The 19,300-nt window shown below is 71.9% G+C and carries 21 protein-coding genes; 13 read left to right on the top strand and 8 right to left on the bottom strand.

The genetic code is table 11. From position 1 onward, the window contains the following. Positions 1–2: 2 nt before the first annotated feature. From ACIBO1_RS25155 to ACIBO1_RS25140, 4 genes are all read right to left on the bottom strand, one after another. The gene (locus ACIBO1_RS25155; RefSeq protein WP_396750615.1) at positions 3–1,163 is read right to left on the bottom strand and encodes a WXG100 family type VII secretion target; all 1,161 of its coding nucleotides are present in this window, start codon (positions 1,161–1,163) and stop codon (positions 3–5) included. Continuing rightward, on the bottom strand, positions 1,153–1,479 hold the full coding sequence (locus ACIBO1_RS25150; RefSeq protein WP_396750613.1) for a type VII secretion target: 327 nt from the start codon (positions 1,477–1,479) through the stop codon (positions 1,153–1,155). The genes ACIBO1_RS25155 and ACIBO1_RS25150 overlap by 11 nt, the downstream gene beginning before the upstream one ends. Continuing rightward, positions 1,466–1,867: a YbaB/EbfC family nucleoid-associated protein gene (locus tag ACIBO1_RS25145; protein WP_396750611.1), complete on the bottom strand. Its 402-nt coding sequence runs from the start codon at positions 1,865–1,867 to the stop codon at positions 1,466–1,468. Before ACIBO1_RS25145 ends, ACIBO1_RS25150 begins: the two co-directional genes overlap by 14 nt. A gap of 77 nt (positions 1,868–1,944) precedes the next feature. After that, on the bottom strand, positions 1,945–2,712 hold the full coding sequence (locus tag ACIBO1_RS25140; protein ID WP_396750609.1) for an SDR family oxidoreductase: 768 nt from the start codon (positions 2,710–2,712) through the stop codon (positions 1,945–1,947). A gap of 154 nt (positions 2,713–2,866) precedes the next feature. Between ACIBO1_RS25140 and sigJ the strand changes: the two genes are divergently transcribed. Next, positions 2,867–3,751: an RNA polymerase sigma factor SigJ gene (gene sigJ / locus ACIBO1_RS25135; protein ID WP_396750607.1), complete on the top strand. Its 885-nt coding sequence runs from the start codon at positions 2,867–2,869 to the stop codon at positions 3,749–3,751. A 9-nt stretch (positions 3,752–3,760) separates the two neighbouring features. On the opposite strand, the gene ACIBO1_RS25130 is transcribed toward sigJ, so the two are convergent. The 3 genes from ACIBO1_RS25130 to ACIBO1_RS25120 form a co-directional block, all read right to left on the bottom strand. Further along, positions 3,761–4,357 carry a DUF6518 family protein gene (locus ACIBO1_RS25130; RefSeq protein ID WP_396750605.1) on the bottom strand — a complete coding sequence of 199 codons (597 nt, stop codon included), beginning with the start codon at positions 4,355–4,357 and terminating at the stop codon, positions 3,761–3,763. Positions 4,358–4,448: 91 nt separating this feature from the next. Then, the gene (locus tag ACIBO1_RS25125) at positions 4,449–5,072 is read right to left on the bottom strand and encodes a hypothetical protein (RefSeq protein WP_396750603.1); all 624 of its coding nucleotides are present in this window, start codon (positions 5,070–5,072) and stop codon (positions 4,449–4,451) included. A 52-nt stretch (positions 5,073–5,124) separates the two neighbouring features. Next, the gene (locus ACIBO1_RS25120) at positions 5,125–5,883 is read right to left on the bottom strand and encodes a FadR/GntR family transcriptional regulator (RefSeq protein WP_396750601.1); all 759 of its coding nucleotides are present in this window, start codon (positions 5,881–5,883) and stop codon (positions 5,125–5,127) included. A gap of 188 nt (positions 5,884–6,071) precedes the next feature. Between ACIBO1_RS25120 and ACIBO1_RS25115 the strand changes: the two genes are divergently transcribed. The 12 genes from ACIBO1_RS25115 to ACIBO1_RS25060 all read left to right on the top strand — a co-directional run bounded on the left by ACIBO1_RS25115 (position 6,072) and on the right by ACIBO1_RS25060 (position 18,520). After that, complete coding sequence (locus tag ACIBO1_RS25115) at positions 6,072–7,313, top strand: ABC transporter substrate-binding protein (protein WP_396750599.1); 1,242 nt, start codon at positions 6,072–6,074, stop codon at positions 7,311–7,313. 70 nt (positions 7,314–7,383) lie between these two features. Then, positions 7,384–8,334 (top strand): carbohydrate ABC transporter permease, encoded by a 951-nt coding sequence (locus ACIBO1_RS25110; protein WP_396750597.1) that lies wholly within the window; start codon positions 7,384–7,386, stop codon positions 8,332–8,334. Further along, complete coding sequence (locus ACIBO1_RS25105; protein WP_350694480.1) at positions 8,331–9,146, top strand: carbohydrate ABC transporter permease; 816 nt, start codon at positions 8,331–8,333, stop codon at positions 9,144–9,146. The genes ACIBO1_RS25110 and ACIBO1_RS25105 overlap by 4 nt, the downstream gene beginning before the upstream one ends. Before the next feature lie 7 nt (positions 9,147–9,153). Next, positions 9,154–10,302 carry a galactonate dehydratase gene (gene dgoD / locus ACIBO1_RS25100; protein WP_396750594.1) on the top strand — a complete coding sequence of 383 codons (1,149 nt, stop codon included), beginning with the start codon at positions 9,154–9,156 and terminating at the stop codon, positions 10,300–10,302. A 2-nt stretch (positions 10,303–10,304) separates the two neighbouring features. Then, the gene (locus tag ACIBO1_RS25095; protein ID WP_396750593.1) at positions 10,305–10,928 is read left to right on the top strand and encodes a bifunctional 4-hydroxy-2-oxoglutarate aldolase/2-dehydro-3-deoxy-phosphogluconate aldolase; all 624 of its coding nucleotides are present in this window, start codon (positions 10,305–10,307) and stop codon (positions 10,926–10,928) included. A 1-nt stretch (position 10,929) separates the two neighbouring features. After that, the gene (locus ACIBO1_RS25090; protein WP_396750591.1) at positions 10,930–11,889 is read left to right on the top strand and encodes a sugar kinase; all 960 of its coding nucleotides are present in this window, start codon (positions 10,930–10,932) and stop codon (positions 11,887–11,889) included. Positions 11,890–11,916: 27 nt separating this feature from the next. Beyond that, positions 11,917–13,146, top strand: coding sequence for a D-mannonate dehydratase ManD (gene manD / locus ACIBO1_RS25085; protein WP_350694473.1), 1,230 nt, complete (start codon positions 11,917–11,919; stop codon positions 13,144–13,146). Beyond that, the gene (locus ACIBO1_RS25080; protein WP_350694472.1) at positions 13,136–13,702 is read left to right on the top strand and encodes a gluconokinase; all 567 of its coding nucleotides are present in this window, start codon (positions 13,136–13,138) and stop codon (positions 13,700–13,702) included. The genes manD and ACIBO1_RS25080 overlap by 11 nt, the downstream gene beginning before the upstream one ends. 214 nt (positions 13,703–13,916) lie before the next feature. Further along, complete coding sequence (locus ACIBO1_RS25075; RefSeq protein WP_396750588.1) at positions 13,917–15,746, top strand: AMP-dependent synthetase/ligase; 1,830 nt, start codon at positions 13,917–13,919, stop codon at positions 15,744–15,746. A gap of 283 nt (positions 15,747–16,029) precedes the next feature. After that, positions 16,030–16,599, top strand: a complete 570-nt coding sequence (locus ACIBO1_RS25070) for a hypothetical protein (RefSeq protein ID WP_396750586.1) — start codon at positions 16,030–16,032, stop codon at positions 16,597–16,599. 77 nt (positions 16,600–16,676) lie between these two features. Beyond that, a complete protein-coding gene (locus ACIBO1_RS25065; RefSeq protein WP_396750584.1) occupies positions 16,677–17,870 on the top strand; it encodes a sensor histidine kinase in 1,194 nt (397 codons plus the stop codon). Then, complete coding sequence (locus ACIBO1_RS25060) at positions 17,867–18,520, top strand: response regulator (RefSeq protein WP_396750582.1); 654 nt, start codon at positions 17,867–17,869, stop codon at positions 18,518–18,520. Before ACIBO1_RS25065 ends, ACIBO1_RS25060 begins: the two co-directional genes overlap by 4 nt. Here ACIBO1_RS25060 and ACIBO1_RS25055 read toward each other — a convergent pair. Next, entirely contained in the window at positions 18,490–19,230 is a 741-nt protein-coding gene (locus ACIBO1_RS25055) for a lysoplasmalogenase (RefSeq protein WP_396750580.1), read from the bottom strand. The genes ACIBO1_RS25060 and ACIBO1_RS25055 overlap by 31 nt on opposite strands. Positions 19,231–19,300 lie beyond the last annotated feature (70 nt).

The following is a 19,300-nucleotide window of genomic DNA, read 5'->3' as shown; positions in this document are numbered from 1 at the left end:
GGTCATCCTTCCTTCGGAGGGAACGAGATGGTCACCATGCGGGGCGTGGTGTTGCCGCTCTCGAGTATCCAGGCGGTGCGGACGATGATCGTTCCTTTCGGACCTGTCAGCGGCAGGTCGACGCTCCATCGCTCGCCGAACTGATCCGACTTTCCCGGTAGTGGGCTGCCGGCCCGAACGCCGTCCCGGACCTGATGAAGGATCGACTCCGAGTCGTCGGGGCCCAGCCCGGTGGCGGAGTTGATGACCCGGTACTTGTTCTTGCCGACGGGATGGTCAGGGTTCATGGCGTACGCCGTGATCTTCTTCGGGTCGATGTCCGGACTCGTGAAGTCGGGCTGGCGGGGGTCAGTTGGCGTACGGGTCGGCTTGGGATCGTCAGGCGTGTGAGGTGCTGGAGGCTCTCGCCGAAGGCGGTTCAGGGCGCGCTTGAGGTGGTCGATGAGGTCGGCGAGGCGGCGGACGTGGGGGATGATCGCCCGGAGGCTGTTCAGCAGACCGCGCAGCAGTTTGGCGATCCGGGCCGCCCAGGACGCGACAAGCGTGGTGACCTGTTCGACCACCAGTGGGGCGGCCAGTCCGGCGGTGGCGACGAGTTCGGCGGCGTACACGGTGAGGCGGGAGACGCAGGTGGCGATGGCGTCGCGGACCAGTAGCCGGACGGCGGCGACCAGTCCTGCGGTGCCCTCGGTGATGGCGGCCATGGTCTCGGCACCTTGGGCCAGACCGGTGACGGCCTGGTGCTGCTCGGCGGCCCAGGCGCGGTAGGCGTGCCCGGCGCTGCCGTCCCAGCCGGTCACCTGGGTGCGGACGGCGTCGGTGAGGCCGGTGGCCTCGGCGCGCAGCGACGCGGCGACGTTGCGCCAGGTCTGGGCGTGTGCGGTGATCTGCGCCGGGTCGCCCGCCAGCCAGTCCAGCGCCTCGCTGAGCGGCTTGACGTGCTCGATGAGCCAGGCGACACCGTACTGGAGGAGCGCACCGACCGGGTCGGAGACGAAGGCGAGGGCGTCCAGGCCGGCGCTGACCACGCCGAGGCTGCCGTCGATCCAGCTTCCCTCGCGTACCCCCTTGGCGATGAGTTCGATGTCCTCGCAGATCCAGACACCGGCCCAGGCGCTCGGCGCGACCGGCGTCGGGGTGGCGACGAGGGGGTTACCGGTCACGCCGGTCCCGCACCCGGTCGAGCCGGTGTCGGGCGCGTGCGTCGGCGGCCCGGTAGTGGTCGACGCCGGTGCGCAGGCGGGTGGCCGTGTCGCGGACCGAGGTGGTGGCGGTGCCGATGCCGTCTACCAACACCCGTTGCAGGCCGTCGAGCAGCGTGGGCATGATCGCGCAGAGTTGCCCGTACGCGTCGGTGCCGAGCCGGACCTGCTGCCCGGCGCGTCGGGCGGTGTCGAGGGTGTCGGCGTGCCGGTCGAGGCGCGTCGCGTGGGTGGTCAGGTCGTCCGGGTCGACCCGGAGCGGCTCATCGGTCGGCATCCGGGTGCCCTCGCCCGTCGTCCAGCCGCCGCCGGTAGGAGTCGACGACGGCCTGTCCCGCCGGGTCGTCGCCGCCGACTGTCTCGCGGGTCGTCGCGGCGACACGGCGCAGCAGGTCCGCGTGTGCGGCGCGGGTGGTGGCCACGATCAGGCGCGCGGTGTGGGCGGCGGGGTGCTGGCGTACGCGGTCGTCAAGCCGCAGGTCGACCAGGAGCCCGGCCGAGTCGACGGTCACGGTGACGGTGCGGTCCGGACTGTGCGCGGTGCCGGTGAGCGCCGCGACCCGGGCCGCCAGCGACTGGGCCCGCCGCGCCCGGTCGGCGACGGCGGACTCCCACTCGTCGAGGCGGCGCTGCGTCGCGTCCAAGGCCGCCTCGTCCGCCCACACGCGACCCTCCCCAAGGGACACCACCGCAGAACGCCGCCACGTTACCAACCGGTGGCGCTGCGTGCTGTCCCGCCCGGCTACCGCGCGGCGACGACCCGTTCGGCGAGGAACGCCTCCCAGGTCCGGGTGCCGACGGTGGCGCCGCGCAGCGTCAGGTTCGCCCCGTCGCGGTAGGCGCGTCCCGCCGCACCTGGCAGGCGGACCGGCAGGGTGAGCCGACGCTTCCCGCTGGCCCGCAGATAACCTCGGATCAATTCGCCCGTGGTGTGCACTTGGGGGCCGACGATGTCGGGCACCAGACCAGCCGGGGTGCCCAGGGTCAGTTCGACGAGTCGGTCGGCGACCTCGCGGCCGTCCACCGACTGCAGCCGCAGACCGGGCAGCGGCACCACCGGCAGGGCGGTCAGCTTCTGCGCCATGGTCAGCACCAGGTCGTGCAGTTGCGCGGCCCGCAGGATGGTCCAGGGCAGGCCGGAGTCGCCGATCGTCTCCTCGGCGTGCAGCTTGGTCCGCATCCAGGCGAGCGGGAGCCGGTCCGCGCCGACGACCGAGACGAAGACCAGATGCCGTACGTCCGCCTGCCGTGCGGCGTCGACCAGGGTACGGGCCAGCGTGTCGTCGCCCTGCTGGCCACCGGCCAGGTGCAGCACGGTGTCGACGCCGCGCACCGCCCTCTCCGCGCCCTCGCCGGTCAACAGGTCGGCCCGGACGTGCGCGATTCCGGGGACGCTGTGGCCACCTCGCCGGCTCAGCACGCGTACCGGCCGGCCGGTGTCGCGCAGCAGCGGGGTGACCAGGCGGCCCAGGGTGCCGGTACCGCCGGTGATGAGGATCGGTGGGTTCATCGTCTCTCCCTGCGTCGCGACCGCCCGTCGTGCGGTCGGCTACCGTTCGTGGCTTCACCGGGGTCGACCCCGTCCGGACGTCGGTTGTGACCGGCCGACGTCACATCGCCGGGCGCGGCGGGGTCGAGTGGGTGGACCCGGAGGAGGGCGAACGATGATCGAGTCCGACTGGCTGGCCGCGCGGTTCGAGGAGCAGCGGCCACACCTGCGGGCGGTGGCCTACCGGATGCTCGGCTCCCTGGGGGAGGCCGACGACGCGGTGCAGGAGGCGTGGCTGCGCCTGGCCCGTACGGACGCCGCCGCGCTGGACAACCTGCCCGCCTGGCTGACCACGGTGGTGGCGCGGGTGTGCCTGAACACGCTGCGGACCCGTCGGCGTCGCGGCGAGGAGCCGCTCGACGCCCGGGTGCCCGACCCGCTGGTCAGCCCGGAGGGAGCCGACGACCCGGAGCACGCCGTGGTGCTGGCCGACTCGGTGGGGCTGGCGCTGCTGGTGGTGCTCGACACGCTCGGCCCGGCGGAGCGGCTGGCGTTCGTCCTGCACGACATGTTCGCGGTGCCGTTCGACGAGATCGCTCCGATGATCGACCGGACGCCGGCGGCCGCGCGTCAACTGGCCAGTCGGGCCCGCCGCCGGGTGCGTGGGCAGTCGCCGCTGCCGGACACCGACCTCGCCCGTCAGCGCGAGGTGGTCGACGCGTTCCTGAGCGCCGCCCGGGACGGCGACTTCGACGCCCTGGTCGCCGTGCTGCACCCGGAGGTGGTGCTGCGGTCGGACGGTGGTGCCGGTCGCGCCCGCTTCACCACCGTGATCAGGGGCGCCCCCAGCGTCGCCGCCGAGGCCACGTCGTTCGGCCGGTTCTCGCCGTTCGCCCGGCCGGCGCTGGTCAACGGCACGGCCGGGGTGGTCGTGACCGCCGCCGGTCGACCGTTGTCGGTGATGGCCTTCACCGTCGCGGGCGGACGCATCGTCGAGATCGACGTGATCGCCGATCCGGAGCGCCTGGACGTGCTGGATCTCGCCGCGTTCACCGACTGACGCGGGCGGTCAGCCGAAGCCCGCCAGCCGGAACGCCACGAATCCGGCCAGCGCCAGCGGCACGGCCGTGCCCAGCGCGACCAGTCGCTGCCGGGTGGTGCGGCCGACCAGGACCACGACCAGGACGCCGAGCACCGCGTTGATCAGGGCGTTCCAGAGCGGTTCGATGCCATAGCTCGGGTGGTTGATCCGTTGCGCCTGGAGCAGCGCCTCGGCGAACAGCACGGCGGCGGGCAGCGCCGCGCCGGTCACCCGCCGCCACCCCGACCCTCGTGCCCAGACGCCGCCGACGCCGAAGACCACTCCGGCGAGTACCCCGAACGCCATCCAGGTCAGCGAGGTGGTCGCCCACAGCACCGCCCAGTCGTCGCCCTGGATGAGCGCCGCCGCGAGGTAGTAGCTGGGCACCGCGACGACGAGCCCGACGGCGGCACCGACGGCCGCGCGGACCGGGCCGGAGCGGACCCAGAACCCGAAGGCGAACGCGGCCACCGCCCACACCGCGCTGGAGTTGCCCAGGTTGGCGAAGGGGTACGGCACGTACTTGATCCACACGAAGTCGAGGAAGCCGAGCAGGAAACCGCCGAGCACGGCGACGAGTGCCACGCGTCGGTGGTCGGGGGCGGGTCACATGGCGCAGAAGCATACTCGGTATGCAGCGGGTCACCTCTGGCTGGGGAAGCCGTATCGGCGGTGGTCAGCGCGGTGCGGCGTACGCCAGTGGTGCGCTCACGTCGTCCCAGGCGCCGATCAACGCGACCCCGGTCGCCGACGCGCCCGAGCCCGGACGGCGTACCACGGTCAGTTCGACGCCGTCCGTGACGATCACGGTCAGGTCGCCGTCCACGATCGACCGCACCGCACCGACCGGAGGCACCTCGGCCGCCGGGGCGTCGCTGGCGATCTCCATGTTCGGCGGGCGGACCTGCCGCTCGCCGTCCTCCTCGAAGTACTCCTCGGCCTGACCGGCGTCGGCGAGCACCGCGTCGGCGAGTGCGGCGGCGTACACCGGGTCGCCGCAGGCGTCGTAGATCCACCGCCGGCCCAACGCCGAGTGCTCCATCGTGCCGACCAGCCAGTCCTCCGCGCCGGCCAGCGGCTCGCCGCGATAGGTGAGCGGCACCTGGTGCACCGGGCCGGTCCCGGCGCGTACCAGCAGGGTCTCGATCCCGACCTCACCGGCCGGATCGTCGAACCGGTACGCGCCGACGCGTACCACCTCGGCGTCGGCGTCCCCGCGATACCAGACGCGGCCGGGCAGCCACGTCGCCAACAGTTCCAGTTTGGTGGGGCGCAGTTCCGCCCGATGCAGCAACGCCATGCCCGCATCGTACGGACGCGGGCCTGCCTGATCGTGCCGGTCCGGGGCCCTGTCAGGCCGGCTCGGTGGTGCGCTGCTCCCAGATCGAGGACATCTCCTCGAACGCGTGCTCCATGATCTGCACCATCGCCTCGCGCGCGGTCTCGCCGTCGTGGCGCTGGATCGACTGGGCGACGTCCGCGTGTAGTTGCAGTGCCTGCTCGTGGGGGTAGTGCGGCATCAGGTGGTAGTGGTGGCGTCCGATGAGGACCTCGGCGACCAGGTCCTGGAGCTTGACGAACATCTCGTTGCCGGAGGCGCGCAGCACCCGCTGGTGGAACTCGATGTCGAGGTCGAGGAAGCGCTTCTCGTCCCCGGCCTTGCCGGCGGCCCACAGCTTGGCGGCGAGGCCGACCAGGTCGCTGGCCTCGTCGTGGTCGACCCGGTGGGCGGCGAGCCAGGCGGCGTGCGGCTCCACCGCGGTCCGCAGCTCGGTGATCGACCGGATCTGGGCGATGCGGCCGACGGAGGCGAGTCGCCAGCGGATCACCTGGGGATCGAAGACGTTCCAGTGGTGGGCCGGACGGATCATGACGCCGACCCGGCGGCGGGTCTCGATGAAGCCCATCGACGCCAGCACCCGGAGGACCTCCCGGATCACCGAGCGGGACACGGCGTAGCGGTCCACCAGGTCGTCGATGTTGAGCACCGCTCCGGAGGTCAGCTCACCGCCGCAGATGGCCGTACCGAGGTGGTCGAGGACACGGCCGTGCAGCCCGTTCTCGGTCCGGGTGGTTTGGGCGGGTGTCACCCCGGGTGAGGGAACCTTCACGGCTCGGATCATATCAGTTAGGTCTCCCCCTTGTATAAGTCTGCTTTTTCGGCCTAACATCCGGACGTTAAGCGGATGTAACAGCCCGAGGTCGCGCCCGTCCCCCCGAGGCGACGGCCAGGACAGAAGGAGAGACGGACGTGGGACGTCGATCAATAGTTGGGACATCTCTGGCGGTCGTGGCCGCCATGACCCTCTCCGCCTGTGGCGGTGGTGGTGAGGACAGCGGCGCGTCGGACACCGTGCGCGTGACGCTGGTCAACCACGTCTGGACCGAGAACATCCGGAAGGCGCTGCCCGAGTTCGAGCAGCAGACCGGTCTCAAGGTCGAGGTCACCCAGCTCGGCGAGGACCAGCTGTCGGACCAGTACAACGTGAAGCTCAACGCCGGCTCGGACGACATCGACGTGATGATGTACCGGCCGCTGCAGGAAGGCCGGCTGTTCGCCAAGAACGGGTACCTGGCCGACCTGACCGACAAGGCCAAGGACAGCTCGGACTTCGACTTCGCCGACTTCCAGGACGCCCCGGTGAGCGCCACCACCTACGAGGAGAAGGTGGTGGGCATCCCGATCATCACCGAGCAGCAGGTGCTCTACTACCGCAAGGACCTGCTGGAGAAGTCCGGCTTCAGCGCCCCGCCGCAGACGCTCGACGAGCTCAAGGCGCAGGCGACCAAGATCCAGGCGGACAACCCGGGCGTGGCCGGATTCGTGGCCCGGACCGGTAAGGCCGCCGCCGTCACCCAGTTCTCCAGCTTCCTCTACAGCTTCGGCGGCGACTTCGTCGACGAGGCCGGCAACTCCGCCGTCAACAGCGAGGCCGCCAAGCAGGCGTACGCCTTCTACGGCGGGCTGCTGCGCGAGCAGGGTCCGGCCAACATCAGCACCGACATGAGCTGGTCCGAGGCGATGGCCATCTTCACCCAGGGCCAGGCCGCCTTCTACCCGGAGGCCAACTCGCTCTACGCGAACGCCACCGACCCGAGCAAGTCGCGGGTCTCCGAGAACGTCGGGTTCGCGCCGTTCCCGGCCGGTCCCGCCGGCTCCAAGCCGTACAACATCCCCTCGTGGGGCCTGGCGATCAACGAGGCCTCGGGCAACCAGACCAACGCCTGGAAGTTCATCGAGTGGGCGGCCGGCAAGGAGCAGTCGCTGGAGCAGCAGAAGGCCGGTACCCCCGGCGCCCGCGCCTCCGTCTTCGAGAACCCGGAGGGCACCTCGACCTACCCGGAGGACATGGCGCAGGCGATCACCGTGAGCCTCGCCAACGGCGTGGGTCACGACCGGCCCGTGGTCGAGCGCGTGGCGCAGGCCCGGGAGATCGTCGGTCAGCCGATCGTTGACGCCATCACCGGTCGGGACGCCGCCGCCTCGGCGGACACCGCCCACGAGGCGTTCCAGAAGTTCCTGGACGACGAGGCCCGCTAGGTCCGAGCGCGGGGGTGGTGGGGCCGATCGCCCCGCCACCCCCGCCCGGCCTTCCCATCACGGAGATCTGATGTCAGCAGTCAGCGCCCCCGAGCGGGCGACCAGTAGCGCCTCTGTCATGCCCGACACGCCCGGTTGGGCGCGTTGGGCCAACGACCATCGCAAGTGGCTCTTCGCGGCCCCGGCCATGGCCTTCGTCGCCGCGCTGATCATCTTCCCGCTCGCCTGGACGGCGTACCTCAGCCTCACCGACTCCTCGGGGTCGGTCCGCGCCGAGTCGGAGTTCATCGGTTTCCGGAACTACGTCGACGTCCTCACCGACACCGATCGGTTCTGGCCCGCCGTCGCGCGTACCGGTGCCTTCACCGGCGTCGCGTTGCTCGTCGAGGTCGTGCTCGGCATGGCGATCGCCCTGCTGCTGTGGCGGCCGTTCCGGGGCGAGAAGTGGGTCCGCGTCGCCATCCTGCTGCCGCTGGTGGCCACCCCGGTCGCGGTCGGCATGATGTGGCGGCTCATCTTCGACCCGAACATCGGCCTGGCCAACCAGGCGCTCGGCTGGATCGGCATCGGCCCGCAGCCGTGGCTCGCCGGTCAGCACACCGCGCTGCCCACCACGATCTTCATCGACATCTGGCAGTGGACGCCGATGGTCGTGCTGATCCTGCTCGCCGGGCTCACCTCGCTCTCCGACGAGCCGCAGGAAGCCGCGATGATCGACGGCGCCAGCGCCTGGCAGCGCTTCCGGCACGTCACCCTGCCGCTGCTGATGCCCACCGTGATCGTCGCGGTGCTGCTGCGCGGTATCGACGCGCTGAAGACCTTCGACATCCTGTACGCCACCAAGGGGCGCGGCGGTGGTTCGTTCAACGAGGTCGAGACGCTCAACGTGTACGCGTACGGGCTGAGCTTCGACTACAACGAGTACGGCCTGTCGTCGACCGTGTTGATCCTGTTCTTCCTGCTCATCATCGCCCTGATGTGGGTCCTCACCGCGCGCAAGAAGAAGGAGGAGGGCCGATGAAACCGGGTAAGGGTTTCAAGATCTTCCGGGTGGTCGCGCTGATCGTCGTGGTGCTGTCGCTGGTGGCGCCGCTGATCTGGATGGTCGCCGCGTCGTTCAAGACCAACGTCGACATCTACGACTCCAGCAAGGCACTGGTCTTCACGCCCACGCTGGACAACTACAACACGGTCCTACAGCAGGCCAACTACGTCCAGTTCATCGTCAACAGCCTCTGGGTGGCGTTCGCGGCGACGACGCTGTCGTTGCTGCTGGGCGTGCCGGCGGCGTACTCGATGAGCCGCTTCAACATGAAGAAGTCGGCGCTGGTCGTGCTGATGGCCCGGATCATCCCCGGCGTCTCGCTGCTGGTGCCGTGGTATTACGTCTTCTCGAACCTGCGCATGGTCGGCGGGTTCAGCGTGCTGATCCTGAGCCACATGTTCGTCTCGCTGCCGCTCATCGTCTACATCATGATGGGCTACTTCGACGGCCTGCCGGAGGAGTTGGAGGAGGCGGCGCTGGTCGACGGGCTGACCCCGATCGGCGCGTTCCGGCGGATCACCCTGCCGCTGTCCGTCCCGGGCATCGCCACCGCCGGCATCCTGTCCTTCATCTTCTCCTGGAACAACTTCATGTTCGCGCTGGTGCTCTCCGGTGCGAGCACGAAGACCCTGCCGGTGGCGATCTTCGACTTCGTCGGGTACGCCAGCATCGACTGGGGCGGCCTGATGGCGGCGACCACGGTGGTCACCCTGCCGATCATGCTGATCGCCCTGTTCGTGCAGAAGTACGTGGTCTCCGGTCTCACCGCCGGTGCGACGAAGGGCTGACCCGATCATGACCACCATTGCCCGCGTCGAGACCTTCCTCGTCGCACCCCGCTGGCTGTTCGTCCGGGTGGAGACCACCGACGGCCTCGTCGGCTGGGGCGAGGCCACCTGCGAGGGCCGCTCGGAGACCGTCCGCACCGCCGTCGAGCAGCTCTCCGAGCTGCTCGTCGGGCAGGACGCGCTGCGCATCGAGGACCACTGGCAGGTGATGACCAAGGGCTCCTTCTATCGCGGCGGGGCGATCCTGGCCAGCGCCGTCGCCGGCTTGGACCAGGCGCTGTGGGACATCGCCGGCAAGCGGTACGGTGCGCCCGTGCACCAGTTGCTCGGTGGGCCCGTCCGGGACCGGATCCGGGTCTACGGCTGGGTCGGCGGTGACGAACCGAACGAGGTCCGGGACCACATCGCCGCCCGGGTCGAGTCCGGCCTGACCGCGGTCAAGATGAACGCGTCCGGGCGGATGAGCCCGCTCGCCTCCGTCGCCGAACTCGACGCGGTGGTCCAGCGGGTCGCCGCCGCCCGGGAGGTGCTCGGCGACGAGCGGGACGTGGCCGTGGACTTCCACGGCCGGTTCACCCTGGCCAACGCCCGCCGGGTCGCACCGCTGCTGGAGCCGTTCCGGCCGCTGTTCCTGGAGGAGCCGGTGGTGCCGGAGAACTCCCACCTGATCGGCGAGTTCGTCCGCTCCACCAGCACGCCGGTCTCCACCGGGGAGCGGCTGTACAACCGGCAGGAGTTCCTGCCGGTGCTCCAGGCCGGTATCGCGGTCGCCCAGCCGGACCTCGCGCACGCCGGTGGCATCACCGAGGTACGCAAGATCGCCGCGCTGGCCGAGACGTTCGACGTGCAGCTCGCCCCGCACTGCCCGCTCGGGCCGATCGCGCTGGCCGCCTGCCTCCAGGTCGGCTTCGCCACGCCGAACTACCTGATCCAGGAGCAGAGCATCGGCATCCACTACAACCTCGGTGCCGAGGTGCTGGACTACTGCGTCGACCAGCAGCCGCTGACCTTCGTCGACGGGTACGTGCAGCGGCTCACCGCACCGGGGCTGGGCATCGAGATCGACGAGCAGGCGGTGCGGGCGGCCGACAAGCGCGGCCACGCGTGGCGCAGCCCGATGTTCCGGCACCCCGACGGCTCGTACGCGGAGTGGTGACCATGACCTTCGATCTGACCGCCGAACTCACCCGTTCCCGGGTGCTGGCCATCATCCGGGGCACCGACACCGCCGCCGCCATCGCCGCCGGCAGCGCCCTGCTGGCCGAGGGCGTCCGCGCGGTGGAGGTGGCGCTGACCACCCCGAATGCGCTCGATGCCATCGCAGCCATCCGGGCCGACGCCCCGGCCGACACGTTCGTCGGCGCCGGCACGGTGCTCACCGTGGCCGACGTGGCCGACGTGGCGGCGGCCGGCGCGCAGTTCGTGGTGACGCCGGCCGTGGTCGAGTCGATCGCCGAGGCGGCCCGGCGGGGCCTGCCGGTGGCGGCCGGCGCGCTGACCCCGACCGAGGCGTACACGGCGGTGCGGTCGGGGGCGAGCGTGGTCAAGCTCTTCCCGGCCTCGGTCGGCGGACCCGGGTACCTCAAGGCGCTCCGCGACCCGTTCCCGGACATCCCGTTCGTCGCGGTCGGCGGGGTCGGCCTGGCCGAGATGCCCGGCTACCTGGCGGTCGGCGCGATCGCCGTCGGCGTCGGCGGCCCGCTGGTGGGCGACGCCGCCTCCGGCGGCGACCTCGACGCGCTCCGTGACCGCGCCCGCCGCTACCTCGACGCGGTGCGTTGACATGGGCGAGCGGGGGCGGGATCTGCTCACCATCGGTGAGGCGCTGGTGTCGTTGCGGTCGTCCGGCCCGCTGGCGGCCGGCGGACCGTTGACCATGCACCTGGCCGGTGCCGAGTCCAACGTGGCCATCGGGGTGGCGCGGCTCGGTCACCGGGCGGCCTGGGCCGGTCGGGTCAGCGACGACGAACTGGGCGAGTTCGTGCTGCGGCAGTTGCGCGCCGAGGGCGTCGACACCACCGACGTACGGCGGGACCCGCAGCGCCCGCCCGGGGTGATGTTCCTGGAGCGGCGGACCGCCGACGTGTCCCGGGTGCGTTACCTCCGGGCCGGTTCGGCGGGCGCGGCGCTCGACGTCGACGACCTGCGTGCTCCGCTCGCCGCCGGGGCCCGCCTGCTGCACCTGAGCGGGATCACCCCGGCCCTGTCCGAGGGCGCGCGGGCTGCGGTGAGCTGGGCGGTCCGCACCGCGGCCGAGTCCGGCATCCCGGTCAGCCTGGACGTCAACTATCGGGCCGGGCTGTGGTCCCGGGAGGAGGCTCGGGCGACCCTGACCCCGCTGGCCGGGTACGCCTCGGTCGTGGTGGCCTCCACCGACGAGCTGGACCTGGTCGCCGAGGCCGGGGCCGACGAGCGCGCCGCCGCCGCCGACCTGCTCCGGCGGGGCGTGTCGACGGTGCTGGTGAAGCTCGGCGCCGACGGCGTCCGCGCGTACACCGTGGACGGTGTGGAGCACGTCCCGGCGGTGCCGGTCACCGCCGTCGACACCGTCGGTGCGGGTGACGCGTTCACCGCCGGCTATCTTTCCGGGCATCTGGACGGGCTGGACCTGACCGACCGGCTCCGGCGCGCGGTGGCGCTCGGGGCGTTCGCGGTCGCCGGACACGGCGACTGGGAGGGCCTACCCCGCCGCGACGAGTTGTCCCTGATCACCGGCAGCGCCGCCGGCACCACCCTTCGCTGAGCATCACCTGCGAGAAAGGCACCCCTCGTGAAGATCGTCGCTGCAGACGTCATCGTCTCCAGTCCGGACCGCAACTTCGTCACCTTGAAGATCACAACCGAGGATGGCATCACCGGCCTGGGCGACGGCACACTCAACGGGCGTGAACTCTCGGTCGCCTCGTACCTGCGCGACCACGTCGTCCCGCTGCTGATCGGCCGGGACGCGCACCGCATCGAGGACGCCTGGCAGTTCCTCTACCGCTCGGCGTACTGGCGGCGGGGACCGGTGACCATGGCCGCCATCGCCGCGGTGGACGTGGCGCTCTGGGACATCAAGGCCAAGGCCGCCGGGATGCCGCTCTACCAGCTGCTCGGTGGCGCGTCCCGCACCGGCATCATGGCGTACGGGCACGCCTCGGGGCGGGACCTGCCGGAGCTGTTCGACTCCATCCGCGCGCACCTCGACCAGGGCTACCGGTCGATCCGGGTGCAGACGTCGGTGCCCGGCATCAACGCCGTGTACGGGGTCGCCGCGCAGCCCAGCACCGGCGGCAAGCGCTACGACTACGAGCCGGCCCAGCGCACCCCGCTGCCGGCCGAGGAGGACTGGGACACCCGCGCGTACATGCGTCACCTGCCCGGTGTCTTCGAGGCGGTCCGTAGCGAGTTCGGCCCGGAGCTGCCGCTGCTGCACGACGGCCACCACCGGATGACCCCGATCCAGGCCGCCAAGCTGGGCAAGGCGCTGGAGCCGTACGACCTGTTCTGGCTGGAGGACTGCACCCCGGCGGAGAACCAGGAGGCGCTGCGGCTGGTGCGTCACCACACCACCACCCCGCTGGCCATCGGCGAGATCTTCAACACCGTGTGGGACTACCAGACCCTGATCCGGGAGCAGCTCATCGACTACGTGCGCTCCGCCGTCACCCACACCGGTGGCATCACGGCGATGCGCAAGCTGCTCGACTTCGCCGCGCAGTACCAGATCAAGTCCGGCATCCACGGCCCGACCGACATCTCGCCGGTCGGCATGGCCGCCGCGCTGCACCTGGACCTGGCCATCCACAACTTCGGCATCCAGGAGTACATGCGCCACGGCCCGCTCACCAACGAGGTGTTCCGCCAGTCGTTCACCTTCGCCGACGGCTACCTGCACCCGGGCGAGCAGCCGGGCATCGGTGTCGAACTCGACGAGGAGGCCGCTGCGCGGTACCCGTACCAGCCGGCCTATCTGCCGTTCAACCGGCTGATGGACGGCACGGTCCATGACTGGTGACTCAGCGACCCGGCACATCGTGGTGATGGGGGTGTCGGGCGCGGGGAAGACCACCGTGGCCCAGGGCGTCGCCGCGCTGACCGGGCTGGTGTTCGCCGAGGCCGACGAGTTCCATTCCGAGGCCAACGTGGCGCGGATGCGGGCGGGCGTACCGCTCGACGACGACGCCCGGTGGCCGTGGCTGCGGGCCCTGGCCGGGTGGATGGCCGACCGGCACCGGGAGGGCGTGTCGACGGTGCTGGCCTGCTCGGCGTTGAAGCGTTCCTACCGCGACGTGCTGCGGCAGGGCCCGCCGAGCGTCGACTTCGTGCACCTGGACGGCCCGACCGAGACGATCCGGCAACGGATGTCGCTGCGGGCCGACCACTACATGCCGGCGAGTCTGCTGGACTCGCAGACCGCGACGCTGGAACCGCTCTGGCGCGACGAGCGCGGCGTGGTGCTCGACCTGCAACTGACCACCGGGGAACTGATCGAGGCGGCGGTACGGCGACTCGGCCTACCGGTGCGTGACCTGGCCGCCGGCGTACCTGCGGTGGCCGAGCCTCCGGCGTAACCCGTCGGACGGCGCGTGGGGGGCGGTGGTCCCGGCTTGTCCCGGCCGGGCCACCGCCGTCCGCGTTCCTCGGGCCGGTTCGCCCGGGCGGCCGGCGGCGCGAGGCGATAGCACGGGTCGGGTGGTGTGGGACGGGTTTTCGCGTTCCCGGGACCGGGCGCGCGCCACAGGGCCACCATCAGCCGGACGGGGACGCGACGGCAGGTGGGCGGACGTGCGGGAGACAGCGGTTGATCCGATCGTCGGCGGCGAGGACGGCAGCCTGGCCGACCGGGTGTGGCGCAACGCGGCAGAGGACCCGGACGGCGTGCAGTTCGTACGCCCCGACCCCGATCCTCGGTCCTGGCCGGTGCGGCGCTCCGGGCGCGGCGGCCCGCTGCCGGTGACCTGCCGGCAGTTCCGCGACGACGTGTCGGCGCTGGCCCGGGGTTTCCTCGCGGTCGGCATCGCGCACGGCGACCGGGTGGGGCTGCTCAGCCGGACCCGGTACGAGTGGACCGTGGTCGACTACGCGCTCTGGTCCATCGGCGCGGTCACCGTGCCGATCTACGACACCTCCAGCACCGACCAGATCCGCTGGATTCTCAGCAACTCCGGCGCGGTCGGCTGCGTGGTGGAGACCGCGGACCATGCCTCCACGGTGACCGGACTGCGGCCGGACCTGCCCGAGCTGCACCAGATCTGGCGCATCGACGCCGGCGACCTGATCACGTTGACGGCCCAGGGGCGCGCCGTCGAGGCCGACGAGGTGGACCGCCGCCGCGCCGCGGTGACCGGCCGGGACATCGCCACGATCGTCTACACCAGCGGCACCACCGGCGCGCCGAAGGGCTGCGTGCTGACCCACTGCAACATCTCCACCGACATCGGCAACGCCACCGCCGTACTGCCCGAACTGCTGCACCCCGGCGCGTCGACACTGCTGTTCCTGCCGCTGGCGCACGCCTTCGCCCGGCTGATCCAGGTCGGCATGGTGCACAGCCGGGCCACCATGGTGCACAGCGCCGACATGTCCGGCGTGCTCGACCAGCTCCGCCGCTTCCGGCCCACGTTCATCCTCACCGTGCCCCGGATGTTCGAGAAGATGTACGACCAGGCCCGGCAGACGGCGCAGGACGGTCACCGGGGCGTGCTGTTCACCCTCGCCGAGAAGGTGGCCGTTCGGTACAGCCGGGCCCTGGACCACCCGGGCGGGCCCGGACTGCCGCTGCGCCTGGCCCACCTGGTGTTCGACCTCGTCGCGTACCGCCGGCTGCGGGCCACCCTCGGCGGGCGGTGCCGGATGGCGATCGTCGGCGGGGCGCCGCTGGGGGAGCGGCTCGGACACTTCTTCCGGGGCGCGGGCATCACGGTGCTGGAGGGGTACGGGCTGACGGAGACCTCCCCGGCCCTCGCGGCCAACCTGCCGACCGCGATCCGGATCGGCACGGTCGGTCGGCCGCTGCCCGGGGTGCGCGTCCGCATCGCCGACGACGGGGAGATCCACGTCCGCAGCGATGTGGTGTTCCCGGGGTACTGGAACAATCCCGAGGCCACCCGGGAGGCGAAGACCGACGACGGCTGGCTGCGCACCGGTGACCTCGGTCGGCTCGACGATGACGGTTACCTGCGTATCACCGGCCGGACGAAGGAGATCATGGTGACCGCGGCGGGCAAGAACGTCGCGCCCGCGCCGATCGAGGAACTCATCCGCGCGCATCCGCTGGTCAGCCAGTCGATGCTGGTCGGCGACGGTCGCCCGTACGTGTCCGCGCTGGTCACCGTCGACCCGCAGGCGTGGCTCCGGTGGCGGGAGAGCCACGGGCACTCCGGCGCCTCGCTGGCGTCCCTGCGAGACGACCCGCGCCTGCGCGGCGAGATCCAGCACGCCATCGACGACGCCAACCGCACGGTCTCCCGCGCCGAACAGGTCAAGACCTTCCGCATCCTGGTCCGGGACCTGACCGAGGCCGACGGCGAGCTGACCCCCACCCTCAAGATCAAGAGGAATGCCGTCGAGTCCCACTTCGCCGACGACATAGCCGCCCTATACCCCCAGCCCTGACCCCCCACCCCCACCCCCCTTGCCCCCGCCCCACCCCACCCCACCCCACCGCCCTCGCCTCGTTGATCAAGGAGTTTGGGCCCTGGCTCCTCGTGGATCGTGACCCAAACTCCTTGATCAACCCGGACGGGGGTGGGCGGGGCGGGAGTGGGGAGAGGGGAGGGGGGAGAGGGGAGGGGGGAGTTGTCAAGCGGCGGATGGACGGATTCGGTGTCGGTATCTGACAGCCTGATGATCGTTTTCGGCCTACGGTTCACGCACCCGCTGCCCCGGAGGAACCAGAGTGTGCGTCGACACGGCCATCCGCGCCGAGATCAGAGTCTCCATCCAAGACCGTCGTGCGACCGACCGGGCCGCCGGTCACCTCGCCGCCGGTGTGTTGATCGACGGCGATCAGGTGCTCGTACCCGACCCGCCGAAGTCGCTGCTCGACCCGCACGCCGACCTCGAGGTCGTGATCTTCCCCGCCGGACTGGCCGAACACCTGCCGATCGAGGTGGCGCCGGTGTGGAAGTGGCGGCGGTTCGGGCTGACCGACCGGGCGCCGCTGGCGCTCGTCGCCGCCCTCGGCCGGACCTCCGGCTATCGCACGCAGGTCGGTGCCGCCGACCCGGCCGCCCTGGCCGAGGCGATCGAGGCCGCCGGTGGCGACCTGTGGGAGGCGCTGCGTCGGCAGGAGATCGTCCGGGACGACATCCACCTGATCGGCGATGATCTGCTCCGTCGGGCCGGTGAGCTGGAGCAGGCCCAACGCGAGCCGCGCCGCGCCGAGCACCGGTTCGACTCGCTGCGGGAAATGACCGGTGGCTTCTGCATCCTGTTCTGCTTCTGCCAGCCGCACGGCCCCCGATGACCACCCCACCCAGACCTCCGACCGCCACCGGGTCCCCGCCCACGCAGGCCACCCCGGCACCCTCGGTGGCGACGGCCGTGGACCCGTCGGCTGGTACCCGCCGACCGGCCGGGCGGGACGTCCTGGTCGCCGCGGCGGTCTGGGTGCTCGACCTGGCGCTCTTCTCCACCGCCGGCTCCGACCTGGGTCGGGCCGGACCCGACGGTTCGACGCTCCTGCTGGTGGCGTTCGCGGCGCTCGCCCCGGCCGCCCTGCTCTGGCGTCGCCGGGCACCGGTCACCGTGTTCGCGCTGGTCTGGGCGCTCGGCCTGGTCGGCACCGCGGTGGTGCCCGGCTACCAGCCGGTGCTCGGCGTGCTGGTGGCCCTCTATGCGGTGGGCGCCCACGCGCCGGCCGACCGTGCCTGGGCCACCGTCCCGGCGCTGGCGCCGTATTTGGTGATCGCCGCCAACGAGGCGTGGCTGGCGGGACGGGAGGACGCCGGTCGCCGTACCGCCGTCTTCGTCGGGCTCGCCCTGGTCTACGCCACGGTCGTCGCCGGGACGTGGGCGCTGGGCCGGTGGGCCGGCAGCAACCGGCGTCGGCTCGCCGCCGCCGAGCGGCTGCGGGTAGTCGAGGCGCAGCGTGCGGTCACCGACGAACGCGCCCGGATCTCCCGAGAGTTGCACGACATCGTCGCGCACAGCGTCACGGTGATGTTGTTGCAAGCCGGCGGCGCCCGCCGGATCGTGACGACCGACCCGGACCGGGCCGGTCAGGCGCTGGCCCACATCGAGCAGGCCGGTCGGCAGGCCGTCGAGGAACTGCGGCGGATGCTCGCCGTCATCGCGCCCGGTGACCCCCCGGCACCCGCCGAGGACCGGCATCCGGGGCCCGCCGAGGTCGACGAGCTGGTGGTCCGGATGCGGGACGCCGGACTGCCGGTCACCCTGACCGTCGACGGCCCGCCGCGACCGGTGGACCCGAGCGTGGGCCTGGCCGCCTACCGGACGGTGCAGGAGGCGCTGACCAACACCGCCCGCTACGCCGGCCCGCAGGCCACCGCCACCGTGCGACTCACCTGGGGCGACGACCTGGAGGTCGAGGTCCGCGACACCGGCGGCACGGCGACCGGCGGACTGCCGTCCACCGGGCGGGGCCTGCTCGGCCTGCGCGAGCGGGTCGCCGTGGTCGGCGGCGAGCTGGCCGCCGGGCCGCTGCCGGGCGAGGGCTTCCGGGTGTACGCGCGCCTGCCGCTGCGCGCCGCGCCGACGGTGGCGGTGCCCTCGTGATCCGGGTGCTGCTCGCCGACGACCAGCCGCTGGTGCGGTCCGGGATCGCCATGCTGCTCGCCGCTGAGGCGGACATCGAGGTGGTCGGCGAGTGCGACGACGGTGCCGCCGCGGTCGAGCTGGCCCGCCGGATACGCCCCGACGTGGTGTTGATGGACGTGCGGATGCCGGGCACCGACGGGGTGGCCGCCACCCGCCAGATCACCGCCGACACGGCCGAGGTGCGGGTACTCGTCCTCACCACCTATCACGTGGACGACGCGGTCCGCGCCGCGCTGCGGGCCGGCGCGTCCGGGTTCCTGCTCAAGGACGCCGTACCCGACGAACTGACCCTGGCGGTCCGCGCGGTCGCGGCGGGGGAGGCGTGGCTGGACCCGGCGGTGACCCGGACGCTGCTGACCGAGTTCGCGGCGCTCGGCGAGCACCGTGCGCCCACCACCGCCGAGCTGGACCGGCTCACCGACCGGGAGCGGCAGGTGCTGGTGCAGATGGCGCACGGGCTGTCCAACGCCGAGATCGCCGCCCGGCTGCACATCGGCGACGCGACGGTGAAGACCCACGTCGGCCGGGTGCTGATGAAACTCGGACTGCGTGATCGTGCCCAGGCCGTCGCCGCCGCCTACCGGGGCGGGCTGATGCCGCCGGTCTGAGCGGGCTCGTCGGCGCGCGCCGCCCAGCCGGTGGAGATCAGCAGCAGTGCCGCGCTGTAGGTCGTCATCACCAGCACCCCGTGTGCGGGCAGCGTGGTGCCGGCCGCGCCGAGGCCGATCATCAGGTCCGACACGAGGAACAGCGCGGCGCCGACCGCGACCCGGCGGTTGACGCCGGTCGCGGTCGCGGCCATCAGGCTCAGCGCCAGGCCGTACCCGAGCACCGGCCAGCGCAGGTCGCCGAGGCGCGGCCACAGCAGCGCGATCCCGCCCGCCCAGAGCAGCAGGTATCCGGCCAGCGCGGGCACCGGTGGCCGCCGATGCCGGACGAACGCGGTGATCAGCGCCAGTTGCGTACCGAGGAAGCAGCCCATCCCCACCAGGAACGCGGCCTCGCCCGGCACCAGCAGCGCGATGTCACCGGCGGTGGCGAAGACCAGCGCGAGAGCGACCGGACCGGTCTGTCCGCGTACCCGCCACAGCCACCCCAGCAGCAGCGGCGCGAGCAACGGCTTGGCCAGCCACTGCACCACGGTCGCGTCGACCGCCACGGCGACCAGCTCCACGACCGCCACCACCAGGAACGCCCAGAGCCAGGGTGTGCCGTGCCGGGTACACGCCACCCGGTCCACCCGGCGCGTCGGACCGGTGGTGTCCGTCGGCCCGTTCCTGCGGCCGGCGGACGACCGAGTGGCGGGGCCGAATGCCATGCCGGGCAGTGTGCCCAGTGCACATCCACTCGTCAACTGGTGGGAGCAGTCCGTCCGAAGTGTCATTGTC

Origin of the sequence: Micromonospora sp. NPDC049903 (assembly GCF_044460945.1) — a bacterium.
In the GTDB taxonomy this organism is placed as follows: Bacteria; Actinomycetota; Actinomycetes; order Mycobacteriales; family Micromonosporaceae; genus Micromonospora.
This window is presented reverse-complemented; position numbering and strand designations above follow the sequence as displayed.